Raw genomic sequence first — 15,899 nt, forward strand, 5'->3', positions numbered from 1 at the left:
CTGGAGTTCCCCATGAACATCGCCAACAACGTCACCGAACTGGTGGGCAACACCCCCCTGGTCCGTCTCAACCGGCTCACGGAAGGCTGCGGCGCCACCGTGGCCGTGAAGCTGGAGTTCCTCAACCCGGCCCATAGCGTCAAGGACCGGATCGCCGTGGCCATGATCGATGCGGCCCAGGCCGCCGGCCGGATCGGCCCCGAAACCGTGATCCTGGAGCCCACCTCCGGCAACACCGGCATCGGCCTGGCCATGGTTTGCGCCGCCCGGGGCATCAAGTGCGCCTTCGTGATGCCCGAAACCATGAGCCGGGAACGGCGCCTGCTCCTGAAGGCCTACGGCGCCGAGCTGATCCTCACCCCCGGCCCCGAAGGCATGGGCGGCGCCATCAAGAAAGCCCGGGAACTGGCCGAGGCGGACAGCCGCTACCTGATTCCCCAGCAGTTCGAGAATCCTGCCAACCCGGAAGTGCACCGCCAGACCACCGCCGAGGAAATCTGGCGGGATACCGATGGCCAGGTGGATATCTTCGTTGCCGGGGTCGGTACCGGCGGCACGGTCACCGGGGTCGGAGAAGCTCTCAAGGCGAAGAAGCCCTCCGTCCAGGTGGTGGCGGTGGAGCCCGAAGCCTCGCCGGTGCTTTCCGGCGGCGAGAAGGGGCCGCATCCGATCCAGGGCATCGGCGCCGGGTTCGTGCCCGCCATCCTCAATACCGGCATCTACGACGAGGTGATTCCGGTGGCCAGTGATGATGCCTTCGCCATCGCCCGCCGTCTCGCCACCGAAGAAGGGCTGCTGGCCGGCATCTCCTCCGGGGCTGCCGTGAGCGCCGCCCTGGCCCTGGCCAGGCGGCCGGAAAATGCCGGCAAGCTGATCGTGGTGATCCTGCCCTCCTTCGGCGAGCGCTACCTGTCTACGGCCCTGTACGCCCACCTGGAGGTCTGAGCCCGCATGTATGACTTCGAGCAGGCCCCCGACCGGCGCGGCACCGACTCCATCAAATGGGGCCGTTACGCGGGGCGGGACGTGCTGCCCCTGTGGGTGGCGGACATGGATTTTCCCGCGCCGCCCCCCGTGCTCGAAGCCCTGCAGCGGCGCATCAGCCACGGGGTGTTCGGCTACGGCGCCCCCTGGCCCTCCCTGACCGGGGCGGTGCAGGCCCACCTGGAGCAGCACTACGGCTGGCAGATTGAGGCCGACTGGCTGGTCTGGCTGCCGGGCCTGGTGCCCGGGCTCAACGCCGCCTGCCGCGCGGTGACGGGTGGCGTGCTCACTACCACGCCCATTTACCCTCCGTTCCTCTCCGCCCCGGCCTATACCGGGCGCCGGCTGCAAGGGGTCGGGCTGCGCCAGGACGGGGCGGGCCGCTGGGAGCTGGACGGGCAGGCCCTGGAAGCGGCCTGTACGCCGGACACGGAGCTCCTGCTGTTCTGCCACCCCCACAACCCGGTAGGCCGCTGCTGGACCCGGGAGGAACTGGAACAGCTGGCTGAGTTCGCCGCCCGGCGTCAACTGCTCGTCTGCTCTGATGAAATCCACTGTGACCTGATCCTGGATCAGGGACGCCGACATCTCCCCTTTGCCGCCCTGGGGCCGGAAGCAGCGGCGCGCAGCATCACCCTGATGGCGCCCTCCAAGACCTTCAACATTCCCGGCCTGGGTTGCGCCTTCGCGGTGATCCCCGATGCCGCCCTGCGGCGGCGCTTCGAACGTGCCACGGCGGGCATCGTCCCCCACGTGAATGTGCTGGGCCTGGCGGCCTGCGAAGCGGCCTACCGGGATTGCGGCGACTGGTACCAGGCCCTGCTGGCCCGGCTGCGCCAGAACCGGGACCGGCTCGAAGCCGCCGTGGCCGCCCTGCCCGGCCTCTCCATGAGCCACGTGGAAGCCACCTATCTGGGCTGGATCGACGCTCGGGGCCTGGGTCTGGACAACCCGGCGGCCCATTTCGAGGCCCACGGCCTGGGCCTTTCCGACGGGGCCGAATTCGGCGCCCCAGGCTGGGTGCGCTTCAATTTCGGTTGTACTCCTGCTACCCTCGACACCGCCCTGACCCGCCTGCGGGTCGCCGTCGAGTCCGTTCATGTCTGATTGGCCCCTGTTTCAAATCTCCGTCCTCTGCCTCCTCAATGCCGTTGGTGTCCAGGTCCTGGCCTCCGCCTGGGCCCTGCGCCAGCTGCCCCGGGCCGGCCGCTACTGGCTGCCCTGGGCCAGCCTGTGCCTGGGGCTGGTGCTGATGGTGCATAGGCGCTGGGTCCCCCTGGAACTGGCCCTGGGCACCGGCATCTACGATTTCTCCCAGGCTCTGCTCAGCCTGGCCGTCTCCCTGCTGCTGCTGCTGGGGATCATCGGGCTCACCCCGCTGCTGCGGCAAGGGGTCCGGCGGGATATTTCTGCGGAATAAGCTTCTGGCTTTTGGCATAATCACCCGGAATCAATTGCGATGGGTGAGTCATGTTCTGCAAGTCCTGTGGTTTTGACCTGGGGGGCCAGCCCGCCAGATTCTGTTCCCGATGCGGCACCCCGACCCAGGCCGCCAGCCCCCTAGCCCCCGCTGCTGCCCCGGAAGACGCCATTTCCCCGATCCCGGCCGAAGCCCTGGGGGCGCCCCTCGATCCCGCCCCCCCGCCCGCCCCCCAGCCTGAACCCCAGCCTGAACCCCAGCCTGAACCCCAGCCTGGCGCCATGACATTGGCAGCGGCCGAGCCGGAGCCCCCTGCCGGGCCCGATCCCCGGCTGGTGGTCGGGGTTGGCAGCCTGGCCCTGGTGCTGGCCCTGGGGGCCCTGTGGTGGGCCATGGGCCAGCGGCCGGCAGCGCCCCCCCTTCCCGAGCCAGCGGCCGTGCCTGCCGCGCCGCCTCCGCCCTTGCCGCCTGCTGTGGAGGTCCCGCCCCCGCCGCCCCTGGAAACGACGGTGGCGGAGCCACCTCAGCCGCTTCCCCCGGTCCAGGAAAGTTCCCGGCCCCAGCTCCCCAGGCCGCGCCCGGCAGAGGTCCCTGCCCCCGAGCCGGTGCCGCTCACCCCGCCTTCCACGCCGGTCCGCCCGTTGGGTGAGCCGGCCTGGCTCAACGATCTGCGCCGGGACCTGGCCCAATGCGACGGCGGTTTCTTCTGTCGGGAAAAGGTGCGCTGGAAATACTGCGACGGCCGCTGGAACAGCGTGCCGGAATGCGCCGTGGGTCAGAACCGCCATGAACCTTGATCAAGCAGGAAGAACCATGAACCTCAAAACCCCATTGGAACCACAGAGCCACCGAGCGCACAGGGGCAGCCCCGGTATTGCCGTGCAGCCGCAGCTTGCGGGTGGTGCAAGACCAGCGGATGCAGTCTTGAATCTTGCCCCGTGCCCTTGGGCCGCTATGGAGAGGAATTTAGGATGAATCCCCATTCTCTGGGCCAGGCGGCCCGTTATGCCGACCTGCTGCGGGCTACCGAGGCGCTGCGCAACTGGCAGGCCGTGGGCGTGCTGATTGCGACCGCCCTGGGTGCCGGCCTGCTGCTGTTCCTGGGCACCATGCTGGCGGCCCGGCTGGATACCCTCCTGCTTTCCGGCCTGGCCGGCTTCCTGGCCTTGCTGTTCTTTCCCGTGGGCCTGTCGGCGGCGGGGCTGCTGCTCATGGACCAGGCCCGGGGCCTGCCGGCCCGTTCCCTGAGGGCCGCCCTGCTGGGCGGCGGCCCGGCTGCCCTGCGCATCCTGGCCGTGGCTCTGGCGGGACTGGCCCTGGTGCTGCTGTTCTATGTGCTGATGGCCCTGGTGCTGTTCCTCTGCAAGCTGCCCTTCCTGGGGCCCCTGCTCTATGGCCTGAGCCTGCCGCTACTGGTGCTCATGGCGGGCATGCTGTTCTTCAGCCTGTACGTGGCCCTGTCCATGGCCGGGCCGGCGGTCTGGAGCGGTGCGGGCATTCGCGGGGCGGTGGCCATGCTCTGGCAGATCGCCACCCAGCGTCTGGTGGAGCTCCTGATCAGCATGCTCCTGCTCAGCCTGCTGCTGGCCCTGGTGGGCGGGGTGCTGGGCAGCATCCTCGGGGTCGGCTACTCCTTCGTGCTGGGCATGTCCGTACCCATCCTGGGCAATCAGGTGGCCTCGGCTTTCGGCGGCATGTGGGGCATGGGGATGCCCGGCGCCGGCCTGGGAGGTGGGATGGCCTACATGATGGCGGCGGGGTTCGGTTCCCTGGTGATTTTCGCCCTGGTGGGGGGCGCCCTGCTGGCCATGGCCGTGATGGGCCTGAACCTGATCTACCTGCGGGTGGCGGCGGATCTGGACCCGGGCGCGGCGGACCAGCTCATCGGCGGTAGCCTGGCGGCCCTGGGGCGCAAGGCCCAGGAACTGCAGGAAGCCGCCCGGCGCCGGGCCGGTGCCGGGTCTGCTCCGGCCACGGCGGAGGCTGCTCCCGGGGTTGCCCCGGAGGCTACCCCGGAAGTGGGGCCTGCAGCTGTCACTCCGGCAGTTGCGGAAAGCGCTTCGCCGTTGTTGCCTGCGGCGGATGCGGCTTCCGGCCCCTTGCCCTGTCCCCGCTGCCAGGCGCCGGTGGGCCGGGATGACCGCTACTGCGGCGAGTGCGGCCACAAGCTCGGGGAGGACTGAGGGGCAGGCTCAGGCGGGGCGGTTGATCCGGGTGAGCCCCGCCTCGGTGCAGATCCAGTCCAGGGGCTGATCGTGGGCCGCCGGCCCGATGCTGGCCACCCGGTTCAGCTCGAAGCCGACCCCTATGCTCAGGGGCCGGGGCGCCAGGGCCGCCAGGGTGCGGTCAAAGAAACCGCCGCCGTAACCCAGGCGGAAGCCGGCATCGTCGAAGGCGTTGAGGGGCAGGAGCAGCACGTCGGGCTGGACCCAGGGGCCGGCCACGGGGGTGGGGATGCCGTAGCGGTCCGGCTCCAGGGGCGTGTCCCGGGTCCAGGGCCGGAAGGCCAGGGGCTGGGCCGGGGCGGTCACCACCGGCAGGGCCCCGGTGGCGCCCCGGGCCTGCCAGGCCTCCAGGGCGGCGCGGATGTCCGGTTCATGGTGGATGGGCCAGCAGAAGGCAATGCAGTCGCCGGGCGGTGCAGGAAACTGCCCCAGCAGCCGTTCCACGATCCGGGCCGACCACTCCTGCACCTGGCCGGGAGGCAGCTGGCGCCGGGCGGCAATCATGGTTTTGCGCAATTGTTCCCGGTCGGAGGGGGGGCTCTCCATGCTATGCTCGGATGCAGTTTTCATCCGCCGAATCTAACACATGAAGTTGCGCCTCATCCTGGCCGGGCTTTGCCTGGCCGGCAGTCTTTCCCTTCCCGCCCTGGCTCAGGAAGTTCCCGGCGACAGCCAGTTCCTGGCGGCCCGGGAAGCCTTCCGGGTCGGTAACCGCCCCCGTCTCGAAGCCCTGGCCGGCGACCTGCGCGGCCACGTGCTGGCCGATTACGCCCAGTATTACCTGCTGCGCCAGGGCCTGGAAAACCAGGACCCGGGCGCCGTGCAGGCCTTCATCTCGCGCCAGGAGGGCGCTTACCTGGGAGACCGCCTGCGGGCCGACTGGCTCCGGGTGCTGGCCAAACAGGGGGCCTGGCAGGAGCTGCGCCAGCAGTTTGCCCAGCTGAAGGCCCCGGACCAGGAAGCCCGCTGCCTGGGCATCCAGGCCCGTCTGAACCTGCGTGAGGCCGCCGCCCTGGCCGACGGGGAAGCCCTGTGGCTGAACCTGACGGACGTGCCCGAAGCCTGCCAGCCCCTGTTCGAGATGATGGCCGACCGGGTCGGTACCGAGCAGCTGTGGACCCGGGTGCGGCTGCTGTTCGAGGTGAACAAGGTGGCCGGGGCGCGCCAGGTGCTGCGCACCCTGCCGCCTTCCCAGCAGCCGGACCCGCGCCAGCTGGACCTGGTGCTGGACAAGACCGCTGCCTGGCTGGCCCGCCTCTCCCCGGCCAGCATCAAGGAGCGCAGCAGCCGCGAACTGCTGGCCCTGGCCATGCAGCGCCTGGCCCGCAATGACCCGGCCTATGCCGCCAGCCAGCTGGAGCGCTGGGGCGCCCAGCTGGGGGAATCCGAAAAGGCCTGGGCCTGGGGCCAGGTGGCCTTGCAGGCGGCGCGCCGGCACATGGGGGCTGCGCCGGACTGGTTCGGCCGCAGCCAGCCCGGCCAGCTCTCCACCGAAGGCGCCGAGTGGCAGGTGCGCGCCGTGTTGCGCCAGCGGGACTGGGGCGCCGTGCGCGCTGCCATCGAAAGCATGCCCGCAACCCTGCGGGACAAACCCGAATGGACCTACTGGCTGGGCCGGGCCTATAAGGCCGGCGGCCGCCAGGAGGAAGCCCGACAGCTGTTCGAGCGGGTCGCCGGACAGCCCAGCTTCTACGGCAACCTGGCCGACGAGGAGCTGGGGCGCAGCATCGTCATTCCGCCCAAGGCGGCTCCGCTGCAGCCCCAGGAGCTGGCCCAGGCCCGCAATAATCCGGGGCTGGCCCGGGCCCTTGCCTTCTTCCGCCTCGACATGCGCCTGGATGCCATCCGCGAGTGGAACTGGGCCATCCGCGACATGGACGATCGGCAACTGCTGGCCGCCGCCGAGCTGGCCCGCCAGCAGCAGATTTATGACCGGGCCATCAACACCGCCGACCGGACCCGCAGCCAGCATGATTACGGCCTGCGTTTCCTGGCCCCCTTCGACACCCAGGTCCGGCCTGCCGCCCGGGAACAGTCCCTGGACGATGCCTGGGTCTATGGGTTGATGCGCCAGGAGAGCCGCTTCATCAGCAATGCCAAATCATCCGTCGGCGCCTCGGGCCTGATGCAGCTGATGCCGGCCACGGCCAAGTGGGTGGCGAGGAAGATCGGCCTCAAGGATTACGACCACCGCCGGGTGAATGATCCAGAGATCAACCTGCTCCTGGGCACCTCCTACATGCGCATGGTGATGGAGGATCTGGACAACCATCCGGTGCTGGCCTCCGCCGCCTACAACGCCGGCCCGGGCCGGGCTCGCCGCTGGCGTGCCGAGGTACCCCTGGAAGGGGCCATTTACGCCGAGACCATCCCCTTCTCCGAGACCCGGGATTACGTGAAAAAAGTGATGAGCAACGCCGTCTATTACTCGGTGCTGTTCAACGGCCAGCCCGCTTCCCTGCGCGCCCGCCTGGGGATGGTGCCGGCCCGGCCGGCCGTGGACGCGCCCAAGACCCCGGATTTGCCTTAAAATCCGGGCCTTGCCCAAGTCGTTCAAGCCAACCAATCCGTACGGGATAGCCATGGAACAGAAGAAAGTCTTGCTGCTGGGAGGCAGCGGTTTTGTCGGTACCTATATCGCCAACCGTCTTTCCGAACAGGGGGTCAAGGTCACCATCCCCACCCGCCGCCGGGACCGGACCAAGAAACTGATCATGCTGCCGGGGGTGGACATGCCCGAAGCCGACATCAGCGATCCCGCCCAGCTGGAGGCCCTGATGCGGGGCCAGGACGCGGTGATCAACCTGGTGGGCATCCTGCACAGCCGGGACGTGAAGCTGCCCTACAGCAAGGATTTCGAACGGGCCCACATCGACCTGCCCAGGAAGATCGTGGCGGCCTGCAAGGCCACCGGGGTGCGCCGCCTGGTGCACATGAGCGCCCTCAAGGCCGACGTGAATGGTCCTTCCGAATACCTGCGCTCCAAGGGCGAAGGGGAAAAGATCATCCTGGCCGCCCGGGGCGAGCTGGACGTGACCGTGTTCCGCCCCTCGGTGATCTTCGGTTACGGCGATTCCTTCCTGACCCTGTTCGCCCGGCTCCTGAAAGCCTTCCCGGTGTTTCCCCTGGGCATGGGCCAGGCCCGCTTCCAGCCCGTCTGGGTGGCCGACGTGGCCGACGCCTTCGTGGATAGCCTGGAAAACCGGGATACCTTCGGTCAAGCCTATGAACTGGTGGGGCCCCAGACCTACAGCCTCAGGGAGCTGGTCCAGTACGTGGCCCGGCTGACCCGGAGCAAGGCCCGCATCCTCGCCCTTTCTGAAGGATGGGCCTATGTCCAGGCCGGGCTTCTGTGGCTGCTGCCCAAGCCCATGATGTCCCCGGACAACCTGCGCTCCATGCAGCAGGACAGCGTTGCCGACGGTTCCGGCCAGACCCCTCCGGGCTGGCGGCCCACGGCCCTGGAGTCCATCGCGCCCACCTACATCGCCGGCAACAACCCCAAGGGGCGCCTGGACCGCTACCGCTGGTACGCCGGCCGCTGATCCGGCCTGCCGCCCCCGCGCCTTGCCCTGCAGCTGCACGGCAAGGCGTTTTTTCATCCAGGAGGCAGAGATGCAGATCTATACCGTAGGCGGCGCCATCCGCGATGAACTGCTGGGTCGCCCCGTGTCCGACCGGGACTACGTGGTCGTGGGGGCCACTCCGGAAGCCATGCTGGCTGCCGGTTTCCGCCCCGTGGGCAAGGATTTCCCGGTGTTTCTGCACCCCCGGACCCAGGAGGAATACGCTCTGGCCCGGACCGAACGGAAAAGTGGTCACGGCTACCATGGCTTCACCTTCCACACGGCCCCGGACGTGAGCCTGGAAGAGGACCTGGCCCGGCGGGACCTGACCATCAACGCCATGGCCCGGGGTGACGACGGGGTGCTGGTGGACCCCTTCAAGGGCCGCGCCGACCTGGAAGCCCGGGTGCTGCGCCACGTGGGGCCGGCCTTTGCCGAAGACCCGGTGCGCATCCTGCGGCTGGCCCGTTTCGCCGCCCGCTTCGGGGATTTTCAGGTGGCCCCGGAAACCCTGGCCTTGATGCGCCGCATGGTGGCCGAGGGGGAGGTGGACCATCTGGTGGCGGAGCGGGTCTGGCAGGAGCTTGCCCGGGGGCTGATGGAGGACTACCCGGAACGGATGCTGGAGGTGCTGCGCGAGTGCGGCGCCCTGGCCCGGCTGCTGCCCGAGGTGGCGGCTCTGTTCGGAGTGCCCCAGCGGCCCGAGTTCCATCCGGAAGTGGATACCGGCGCCCATCTGCTCCTGGTGCTCCAGGCGGCGGCGGCCATGGACCTGTCCCTGCCGGCCCGGTTTGCCGCCCTGACCCACGACCTGGGCAAGGGACTGACGCCGGCCGCCGAATGGCCCCGGCACCGGGACCACGAGGCGCGCGGCGAACCCCTGCTGCTGGCCCTGTGCGAACGTCTGCGGGTGCCGGTGGATTGCCGGGAGCTGGCGCGGCTGGTAATGCTGCTGCACGGCCATGTGCATCGGGCCGGATGGGAGGAGGGCCAGTGGCAGCCCCTGGTGCTGGTCCAGGTGCTGGAGCGTTGCGACGTGCAGCGCCGCCCCGAGCGCTTCGAGGAGCTGCTGCTGGCCTGTGTGGCCGATCACCGGGGGCGCCTGGGCAGTGCCGCCGCGCCCTATCCCCAGCAGGCCCTCTGGCAGGCGGCTGCGGCGGCTTTCCGCAGCGTGGACGGGGGTGCCATTGCCCGGGCCTGCGCCGACAAGACGCGCATCCCGGAAGCCCTGCACCAGGCCCGGCTGGCGGCGGTGAGCGCCGCCGTGGCCCCGCTCACAGCCAGTGACTGACCAGGAGCAGCAGCAGGGAAAAAAGCAGGGTGGATGTGAAGGGAAAGAAGTAGTCCCGGCCCCGGTAGCGGCAGCTGAAATCCCCGGGCAGGCGGCCCAGGCCGAAGCGCTGGCGGAACCAGGGGGCCATCAGCCCCAGGATCATGATGGCCAGGCACAGGGTCAACAACCATTTCAACACCGATTTGCTTCCTGTAACCAAAGTCGCATTTAATCACGCTTCCTTCCACATCCGACAGAGACCCATGCCTAGTTCCCCCCCCCTCCAGCAACACCTTGTCGCCGGTCGTGAAGTCCTGGCCTGCCTGCCCGAGCAGGCCAGCCAGAAGCCGCCCCTGCTGTTCGTGCACGGGGCTTTCGCCGGTGCCTGGATGTGGGCCGGGACCTTCCTGCCCTGGTTTGCCCAGGCGGGTTACCCCTGCTACGCCCTGTCCCTGCGGGGGCATGGCAACAGCGTCGAGCGGGACAGCATCGACTGGCTGAGCATTGCCGACTACGTGGAGGATGTGGCGGTGGTGGCCGACTGGCTGGGCCAGCCGCCGGTACTGCTGGGGCATTCCATGGGGGGCTTCGTGGTGCAGAAGTACCTGGAAACCCACCCGGCCCCGGCCGCCGTGCTGCTCTGTGCCGTGCCGCCCCAGGGGCTGGCCGCGTCCCAGTTCCACCTGCTGCTGCAGAAGCCCGGTCTGCTTCTGGAACTGAACCGGATTCTCGATGGTGGTGAACCGGGGCTGGAGATCATCCGGGAGGCCCTGTTCGCCCAGCCGGTCAGTGACGCGGTGCTGGAGGAATTCCGCCACCACATGCAGCTGGAGTCGCACCGGGCTATCTGGGACATGACCATGTTCAACCTGCCCGTGCTGCCGTTCCGGGAGCGGCCCCCCATGTTCATTGCCGGGGCCGAACTGGACCAGCTGGTGCCGGCCTTCCTGGTCCAGGCCACGGCCCACACCTACGGTCAGCAGGCCCACATCTTCAAGGGGATGGGCCACGCCCTGAGCCATGAACAGGACTGGCCCCAGGTGGCCCAGACCCTGGGGCGCTGGCTGGACGGGCTGGGGTGCTGAAGGGCTCAGGCCATCAGGTCGATGTTCTGGCCCAGGTTGGGCGGATTGCTGGGGGCCGGCATCGGCGGCAGGGCTTCCAGCAGCTGGGCGGCGGACTGGGCCTGCAGTTCCATGGCCTTCTTGAGCACCAGGATGTTCACCGCGTCCCCGGTCTGGCCCTGGCTGGTGGCCATTGCAAGGCTATTGACGTTGCTGACTTCCATGAGCTCTTCCTTAAGGCTTAGGGGATAGGTAGAGTATAGACTTATCAGAGTGACGGGAATTCCCAAGTCGCCGACCCTCATCGCCAGAGCCCCAGAACATCATGTCAGAACAGGATTCAACGCCCAAGCCCACCCAGGTGCAGATCGCCGAGGCGATCCGCGCCAAGCGGGAACGCCGTGCCGGCCTCAGCATCCGCGAGGAGCTGGATGCCATGGAGGCCGCCCTCCTGGCGGATATCGACGCCTTCGACCTGGATGCTGCCGCCAAGCAGGTCCAGGCCCAGGAACAGAAGGTCAAGGGCCCGGGGCTGGCAGCGGATGCCGGGGCCCTGGCCTTCCCCGACATCGTGGCCGAGGGCGCTTCGCCCCGGGTGGTGGCGGAAGCCAAGGCCAAACCCAAGGCAGAAAGTGCGGCCCCTGCCGGCCTGCCGCTGGGGGCCGGCGGACTCCTGGAGCAGCTGCGCAGCGAGGCCGAGCGGCGCCAGAATCTCCAGGACGCGGAGCAGCGTCAGCTTTCCCTGGTGGAAGCCCAGCTGGACCGGGCCCTGCACCAGGTATTCGCCTACCTCCACGAACTGGTGCAGCAGCTCAACGTGATCAAGCCCCCGGTGCCGCGCGCCTATCTGGTGGCCGGCAGCCAGGAGCTCAAGGGCCTGAGCTGGGAACAGGGTTTCAGCGACTACCGCACCCGGCCCCAGAGCGCCGGGGCGAGCATGGAGTCGGTGAGTTTCACCTACAAGCTTGCAGGCAAGCAGCCCCTGGTGATGGAGCGGGACGGCACGGTGGCCGATGGCTTCCGGCAGCAGCTGTTCGACCTGAACCTGGCCTTCAAGGTGGAGGAGTTCCGCAACGAGCGCCGTTACCTGGAAAGGGCCCGTTTCATCGTCGCCCCGGAGGTGAAGGTGAACGTGCGCTGGGAGGCGGATTATGAAAAGGGCAAGCTGGTCGTGCAGGCGCGCAACCTGGAACGCCTGGGCACCACCCGCTACAGCTTTGATCCCGACGCCCTGAACCAGGCCCTGCTGGACGAGTTCGGCCGCCTGGTGTTGGGCCACCCGCACCACTTCCCCCGCTGATTCAGCCCTCCAGGCGCCCGTCCACCAGGTGGATCTGGCGCCCGGTGCGGGCCGCCAGACCGGCGTCGTGGGTCACGGTGATCACTGTCTGACCCCGGGCTGCCAGGCTGGAGAAGATGTCGAACACGATCTGCCCATTGCGGGAATCCAGATTGCCCGTGGGCTCGTCGGCCAGCAGGATCAGGGGATCATTGGCCAGGGCCCGGGCAATCGCCACTCGCTGCCGCTGACCGCCGGAAAGCTGGTCCGGGCGCTTGTCGTGGCCGCTTTCCAGGCCCAGTTCCGTGAGTAGCTGCCCGGCCCGGGCGCGCATGGCGTCTTCTTCCAGGCGGCCCAGCTTCTGCATGGGGATCATCACGTTCTGCAGCAGGGTGAATTCCGGCAGCAGGAAATGGAACTGGAACACGAAGCCCAGCTTGCCCAGGCGCAGCCGGGCCAGGGCCGCGCGCTCCAGCCGCGCCGTGTCCTGGCCGTCTATCCACAGCTCCCCGGCCGTGGGCGTGTCCAGGAGGCCGAGCAGGTAGAGCAGGGAGGACTTGCCCGAGCCCGAGGGGCCGGTGATGGCCACGAACTCGCCTGCCTCGATGCGCAGGTCGATGTCCTGCACCAGGGGCACGGGTTGCGGGCCGTCGTTCAGGATGCGGCTCAGCTTGCGGGTTTCCACCAGGGGCCGGGGCTGCATCAGGCGGCCCCCCGGATGATGTCCACCGGGTTCAGGCGGGCGGCCTTCCGGGCCGGCAGCCAGGCGGCGAAGATGGCCGAAAGCAGGGCGAAGGCCGCTGCCACCCCGTAGGGTTGCAGGCCCCGGTCGAGGATGAAGCCGTTGGTGCGCACGAATCCCTCCATGTTGAAGCGGATGCCGGCAAGCATTTCCGTCAGTCCGTAGCCCAGGAGCCAGCCTGCCACGGTGCCGATCAGGCCCAGGATCAGGCCCTGGATCATGAACACGGCGCGGATGTCGGCCTCCGACAGGCCGATGGACTTGAGGATGGCGATATCCCGGCGCTTCTCGTTGATCACCGTGGAGATGATGTTGAAGATGCCGAAGGCGGCCACCACCAGGATGGCCCCCACCGCTGAATACATCACCCCGTTCTGGACCTTGAACAGGCCCAGCACGTTGGAGTAGCTCTCCTCCCAGGATTCCGCCTTGTAGCCGAAGCGGCCTTCCAGCTCCTGGGCCACCTGGCGGGCCAGGGTGACGTCGGGGATGCGGATGCGCACCTGGTTGATCACATTGGCCCGGTTGGCCAGCACCTGGGCCTTCTTGATCAGGCTGTAGGACTCGAAATTGTCCAGGGCCGTGACCCCGGTATTGAAGATGCCCACCACCTTCATCTTCAGCACGGCCCCCACCGGGGAAGTGACCGAGAGCATCTCGCCCAGGCCTATACCCAGCTTCTTGGCCAGGCCGGCGCCGATGATGACCCCGTTGGCATTGCTGTAGAGGGCGTCCAGGCTGCCCTCCACCATGTCCTGAGCGAGCTGGGTGACGCGCACTTCCTTTTTGGGGTCTATGCCCACCAGGGTGGCGGCAATGTCCCGGGAACCGTAGCGGAAGAACACCTGGGTGCGCAGGGTGGGGGCGCTGGCATAGGGGCCATCCTCCAGGGCGGCGAGGATTTCCCGGGAGTTGCGGATGCCCTTCAGCTCGTCCCGGGGCTTGAGCCCCTCCAGGCGCACCGCGCCCCGGGGGTAACGCAGGTCCACCGGCTGGCGCTCCGGGTCCCGGAACTCGTCCTTGATGATGATGTGGGGCCAGCTGTCGATCACCTGGGTGACGAAGTATTTCTGGAAGCCGCCCATCAGGGCCATCATGGCGATGAAGAAACCCACCCCCAGGGCCACCCCGGCCACGGAGACCAGGGTCTGCCGCTTGCGCTGTCCCAGGTGGCCCAGGGCCAGTTCGAGCACCAGGCCCATCTCAGTTGCCTCCGGCGGGCGGCGAGGCCCGGAGCGGGGGGCGGTTGCCGGGCCTCATCTCAGCGGGGCCGGACCCGGTCACCGGCCTTGAGGCCGGCCGGGGGGGCGACGATGAGCTCGGCGTCGGGGGCCAGGCCGGCAAGAATTTCCACCTGTTCCCGGCCGCGCACCCCCACTTCCACGGGCACCGGGTGCACCCGGCCCGCCTCCAGGGTCAAGACTTCCCTGCCCTTGAGGCTGCCCAGGGGGACCAGCAGGGCATCGGCGGCTTCCCGGATGATCACATTCACTTCCACGGTCATGCCGGTTTTCAGGGGGGTCTGATCGGGCAGGGCGATGCGCACCCGGTAGTTCTTGTTGATCGGGTCCCCCTTCTCGGTGATTTCGCCCACCTGTCCTTCGATGACCTGGCCCGGCAGCCCGTCCGCCTTGATCAGGGCCTTCTGGCCGGGGCGCACGCGCAGGATGTCTTCCTCATCCACGTCGGCCGTGATGCGCAGGGGGCGGGGAGCGCCCACCCAGAACAGCACCTGTCCGGCACTCACCATCTCGCCGATTTCCCCGTCCTGGCGCAGCACCACGCCCTCCATTGGTGCGCGCAGCACCGTTTCGGCCAGAGGCTTCCGGGCCCCGTCCACTGCCGCCTCGGCCTGGCGCAGGTCGGCCCGGAGCCGGTCCAGGGTGGCGGCACTGATGAAACCCCGGGCCACCAGGGCTTCCTGGCGGCGCAGATCCTGGCGCAGGTAGTCCCGCCGGGTGGCGAGCTGCTCCAGGTTGCCCCGAGCTTCCCGGTCGTCGAGCTGGGCCAGGGCCTCGCCCGCCTGCACCGGGTCTCCGTCCCGCTTCAGGATGGCCTGCAGCCGGGCGGCGGCCAGGGGCCCGACCCGGGCCATCAGCACCGGTTCCACGGTACCGGTGGCATAGACGGCCTCCACTGCCGGTCCCCGGGTCGGACGGGCGGTGTCCACCCGGGGACCCCGGCCCAGGGCCAGATAAGCGCCGATTCCGGCCAGGAGCAGCAGGGGCAGGAGCCAGCGCAGGGTTTTGGGGAATTTTTTCATGATCAGGGTTTTCTAATTTGGCGCCATTTTAATCACATCAGGCACGGCTGATGCTTGGAAGCCGCCAAGGGGCCTGGAAAACCCCCGCTTCGCAGTCTTTCCTACAAAGGAGCGCATCATGGCAAGCATGCATATTCCCCTGGCCGACTACCGTACCATCTATGCCGTCGAAGCCGTTGAAAAAGCCATGGAAGAGACGGGCGCCCAGCGCAACGAATCCCTCAATGCCCTCTACGACCGGATGAAGAAACTGGGCGGCGTGCGTTACGTCATCAAGCCCTCGGCCACCGACAGCCTGGACCCCCTCTACGAGCAGTGCCCCAACTTTTCCGAGGTGGTGGACGACCTGAAGAAGTACCTGGCCCTGGCCGTGTCCGGCAACGAGCCCATGCACTTCACGCCGATCCTGCTGCTGGGCGAGCCGGGGGTGGGCAAGACCCACTTCGCCAAGGCCCTGGCCCGGCAGCTGTCCACCGGCTATGAATTCGTCTCCATGAGTTCCCTGACGGCGGGCTGGATTCTTTCCGGCGCCTCCTCCCAGTGGAACAACGCCAAGCCGGGCAAGGTGGCCCAGGCCCTGATCGAAGGGGAGTACGCCAACCCGGTAGTGGTGCTGGACGAGGTGGACAAGGCCGGGGGCGACCACCGCTACGATCCCCTGGGGGCCCTCTACGGCCTCCTGGAGCAGGAGACCGCCAGCCACTTCAAGGATGAATTCGTGGAAGTGGACATGGACGCCAGCCACATCCTCTGGGTATCCACCGCCAACGAGGCCCGGCATCTGCCCGAACCCATCCTGTCCCGCATGCTGGTGTATGAAATCCCCCGTCCCGACCAGGATGCGGCACGGGCCATTGCCGCCCAGCTCTACCGGGATCTGGTGGGCGCCCACGACTGGGGCTTTGCCCCGGAGCCCGGGGACGACGTGCTCGACTGCATGGCCGCCCTGCCGCCCCGGGACATGCGCAAGGCCCTGCTGGCCGCCTTCGGCAATGCCAAGCTGGCAGGCCGGGACACGTTGCAGCCCGGAGACCTGGAAAGCACCCGGCCCGGCCGCAGCCGGCGCATGGGTTTCTGAAGCGG

General features: G+C 68.5%; 17 protein-coding genes. 11 read left to right on the top strand and 6 right to left on the bottom strand.

Translation table 11 applies throughout. The annotated features are described in order from the left end of the window. The first annotated feature begins 12 nt into the window (after window positions 1-12). The 5 genes from cysK to G474_RS0118350 all read left to right on the top strand — a co-directional run bounded on the left by cysK (window position 13) and on the right by G474_RS0118350 (window position 4,587). Window positions 13-945: a cysteine synthase A gene (cysK, locus tag G474_RS0118330; protein ID WP_026688208.1), complete on the top strand. Its 933-nt coding sequence runs from the start codon at window positions 13-15 to the stop codon at window positions 943-945. Between the two features lie 6 nt (window positions 946-951). Further along, window positions 952-2,091 (top strand): MalY/PatB family protein, encoded by a 1,140-nt coding sequence (locus G474_RS0118335; protein WP_026688209.1) that lies wholly within the window; start codon window positions 952-954, stop codon window positions 2,089-2,091. After that, window positions 2,084-2,404, top strand: coding sequence for a hypothetical protein (locus G474_RS0118340; RefSeq protein ID WP_026688210.1), 321 nt, complete (start codon window positions 2,084-2,086; stop codon window positions 2,402-2,404). Before G474_RS0118335 ends, G474_RS0118340 begins: the two co-directional genes overlap by 8 nt. A gap of 50 nt (window positions 2,405-2,454) precedes the next feature. Then, window positions 2,455-3,201 (top strand): hypothetical protein, encoded by a 747-nt coding sequence (locus G474_RS0118345; RefSeq protein ID WP_026688211.1) that lies wholly within the window; start codon window positions 2,455-2,457, stop codon window positions 3,199-3,201. A gap of 174 nt (window positions 3,202-3,375) precedes the next feature. Next, window positions 3,376-4,587, top strand: a complete 1,212-nt coding sequence (locus tag G474_RS0118350; protein WP_026688212.1) for a zinc ribbon domain-containing protein — start codon at window positions 3,376-3,378, stop codon at window positions 4,585-4,587. 9 nt (window positions 4,588-4,596) lie between these two features. Here G474_RS0118350 and G474_RS0118355 read toward each other — a convergent pair whose 3' ends face one another. Continuing rightward, window positions 4,597-5,175: a 5-formyltetrahydrofolate cyclo-ligase gene (locus G474_RS0118355; protein ID WP_051282439.1), complete on the bottom strand. Its 579-nt coding sequence runs from the start codon at window positions 5,173-5,175 to the stop codon at window positions 4,597-4,599. 40 nt (window positions 5,176-5,215) lie between these two features. On the opposite strand from G474_RS0118355, the gene G474_RS0118360 reads away from it, so the two are divergent. The 3 genes from G474_RS0118360 (at window position 5,216) to G474_RS0118370 (ending at window position 9,486) form a co-directional block, all read left to right on the top strand. Next, complete coding sequence (locus tag G474_RS0118360; protein WP_026688214.1) at window positions 5,216-7,159, top strand: lytic transglycosylase domain-containing protein; 1,944 nt, start codon at window positions 5,216-5,218, stop codon at window positions 7,157-7,159. Between the two features lie 52 nt (window positions 7,160-7,211). Then, window positions 7,212-8,174, top strand: a complete 963-nt coding sequence (locus tag G474_RS0118365; protein ID WP_026688215.1) for a complex I NDUFA9 subunit family protein — start codon at window positions 7,212-7,214, stop codon at window positions 8,172-8,174. Window positions 8,175-8,244: 70 nt separating this feature from the next. After that, window positions 8,245-9,486 carry a multifunctional CCA addition/repair protein gene (locus tag G474_RS0118370; RefSeq protein ID WP_026688216.1) on the top strand — a complete coding sequence of 414 codons (1,242 nt, stop codon included), beginning with the start codon at window positions 8,245-8,247 and terminating at the stop codon, window positions 9,484-9,486. On the opposite strand, the gene G474_RS0118375 is transcribed toward G474_RS0118370, so the two are convergent. After that, window positions 9,470-9,667, bottom strand: a complete 198-nt coding sequence (locus G474_RS0118375; protein ID WP_026688217.1) for a DUF2905 domain-containing protein — start codon at window positions 9,665-9,667, stop codon at window positions 9,470-9,472. The two genes, G474_RS0118370 and G474_RS0118375, sit on opposite strands and share 17 nt — an antisense overlap. A gap of 64 nt (window positions 9,668-9,731) precedes the next feature. Here G474_RS0118375 and G474_RS0118380 point away from each other — a divergent pair, with 64 nt between their 5' ends. Next, entirely contained in the window at window positions 9,732-10,553 is an 822-nt protein-coding gene (locus tag G474_RS0118380) for an alpha/beta hydrolase (protein ID WP_051282431.1), read from the top strand. A gap of 5 nt (window positions 10,554-10,558) precedes the next feature. Here the strand turns inward: G474_RS0118380 and G474_RS0118385 are convergent, their stop codons facing one another. Then, a complete protein-coding gene (locus G474_RS0118385; RefSeq protein ID WP_026688219.1) occupies window positions 10,559-10,756 on the bottom strand; it encodes a YjfB family protein in 198 nt (65 codons plus the stop codon). 101 nt (window positions 10,757-10,857) lie between these two features. Between G474_RS0118385 and G474_RS0118390 the strand changes: the two genes are divergently transcribed. Further along, window positions 10,858-11,832, top strand: coding sequence for a hypothetical protein (locus G474_RS0118390; protein ID WP_043465298.1), 975 nt, complete (start codon window positions 10,858-10,860; stop codon window positions 11,830-11,832). A gap of 1 nt (window position 11,833) precedes the next feature. Here the strand turns inward: G474_RS0118390 and G474_RS0118395 are convergent, their stop codons facing one another. The 3 genes from G474_RS0118395 to G474_RS0118405 are packed head-to-tail and all read right to left on the bottom strand — an operon-like array spanning window position 11,834 to window position 14,816. Further along, on the bottom strand, window positions 11,834-12,514 hold the full coding sequence (locus G474_RS0118395) for an ABC transporter ATP-binding protein (protein WP_026688221.1): 681 nt from the start codon (window positions 12,512-12,514) through the stop codon (window positions 11,834-11,836). Continuing rightward, window positions 12,514-13,755 carry an ABC transporter permease gene (locus tag G474_RS0118400; protein WP_026688222.1) on the bottom strand — a complete coding sequence of 414 codons (1,242 nt, stop codon included), beginning with the start codon at window positions 13,753-13,755 and terminating at the stop codon, window positions 12,514-12,516. Before G474_RS0118400 ends, G474_RS0118395 begins: the two co-directional genes overlap by 1 nt. A 59-nt stretch (window positions 13,756-13,814) precedes the next feature. Next, a complete protein-coding gene (locus G474_RS0118405; protein ID WP_026688223.1) occupies window positions 13,815-14,816 on the bottom strand; it encodes an efflux RND transporter periplasmic adaptor subunit in 1,002 nt (333 codons plus the stop codon). 118 nt (window positions 14,817-14,934) lie between these two features. Between G474_RS0118405 and G474_RS0118410 the strand changes: the two genes are divergently transcribed. Next, window positions 14,935-15,894 (top strand): AAA family ATPase, encoded by a 960-nt coding sequence (locus G474_RS0118410; protein WP_043465301.1) that lies wholly within the window; start codon window positions 14,935-14,937, stop codon window positions 15,892-15,894. Window positions 15,895-15,899 lie beyond the last annotated feature (5 nt).

Source organism: Azovibrio restrictus DSM 23866 (assembly GCF_000429665.1).
Taxonomy (GTDB): Bacteria; Pseudomonadota; Gammaproteobacteria; order Burkholderiales; family Rhodocyclaceae; genus Azovibrio; species Azovibrio restrictus.

Excerpts from the sequence above, each read along its gene's own strand:
- G474_RS0118365 (WP_026688215.1), top strand. The coding sequence starts at position 7,212 with ATGGAACAGAAGAAAGTCTTGCTGCTGGGAGGCAGCGGTTTTGTCGGT.
- G474_RS0118335 (WP_026688209.1), top strand. The coding sequence starts at position 952 with ATGTATGACTTCGAGCAGGCCCCCGACCGGCGCGGCACCGACTCCATC.
- G474_RS0118410 (WP_043465301.1), top strand. The coding sequence starts at position 14,935 with ATGGCAAGCATGCATATTCCCCTGGCCGACTACCGTACCATCTATGCC.
- G474_RS0118395 (WP_026688221.1), bottom strand. The coding sequence starts at position 12,514 with ATGCAGCCCCGGCCCCTGGTGGAAACCCGCAAGCTGAGCCGCATCCTG.
- G474_RS0118345 (WP_026688211.1), top strand. The coding sequence starts at position 2,455 with ATGTTCTGCAAGTCCTGTGGTTTTGACCTGGGGGGCCAGCCCGCCAGA.
- G474_RS0118350 (WP_026688212.1), top strand. The coding sequence starts at position 3,376 with ATGAATCCCCATTCTCTGGGCCAGGCGGCCCGTTATGCCGACCTGCTG.
- G474_RS0118400 (WP_026688222.1), bottom strand. The coding sequence starts at position 13,755 with ATGGGCCTGGTGCTCGAACTGGCCCTGGGCCACCTGGGACAGCGCAAG.
- G474_RS0118390 (WP_043465298.1), top strand. The coding sequence starts at position 10,858 with ATGTCAGAACAGGATTCAACGCCCAAGCCCACCCAGGTGCAGATCGCC.
- G474_RS0118370 (WP_026688216.1), top strand. The coding sequence starts at position 8,245 with ATGCAGATCTATACCGTAGGCGGCGCCATCCGCGATGAACTGCTGGGT.
- G474_RS0118405 (WP_026688223.1), bottom strand. The coding sequence starts at position 14,816 with ATGAAAAAATTCCCCAAAACCCTGCGCTGGCTCCTGCCCCTGCTGCTC.
- G474_RS0118385 (WP_026688219.1), bottom strand. The coding sequence starts at position 10,756 with ATGGAAGTCAGCAACGTCAATAGCCTTGCAATGGCCACCAGCCAGGGC.
- G474_RS0118340 (WP_026688210.1), top strand. The coding sequence starts at position 2,084 with ATGTCTGATTGGCCCCTGTTTCAAATCTCCGTCCTCTGCCTCCTCAAT.
- G474_RS0118355 (WP_051282439.1), bottom strand. The coding sequence starts at position 5,175 with ATGGAGAGCCCCCCCTCCGACCGGGAACAATTGCGCAAAACCATGATT.
- cysK (WP_026688208.1), top strand. The coding sequence starts at position 13 with ATGAACATCGCCAACAACGTCACCGAACTGGTGGGCAACACCCCCCTG.
- G474_RS0118360 (WP_026688214.1), top strand. The coding sequence starts at position 5,216 with ATGAAGTTGCGCCTCATCCTGGCCGGGCTTTGCCTGGCCGGCAGTCTT.
- G474_RS0118380 (WP_051282431.1), top strand. The coding sequence starts at position 9,732 with ATGCCTAGTTCCCCCCCCCTCCAGCAACACCTTGTCGCCGGTCGTGAA.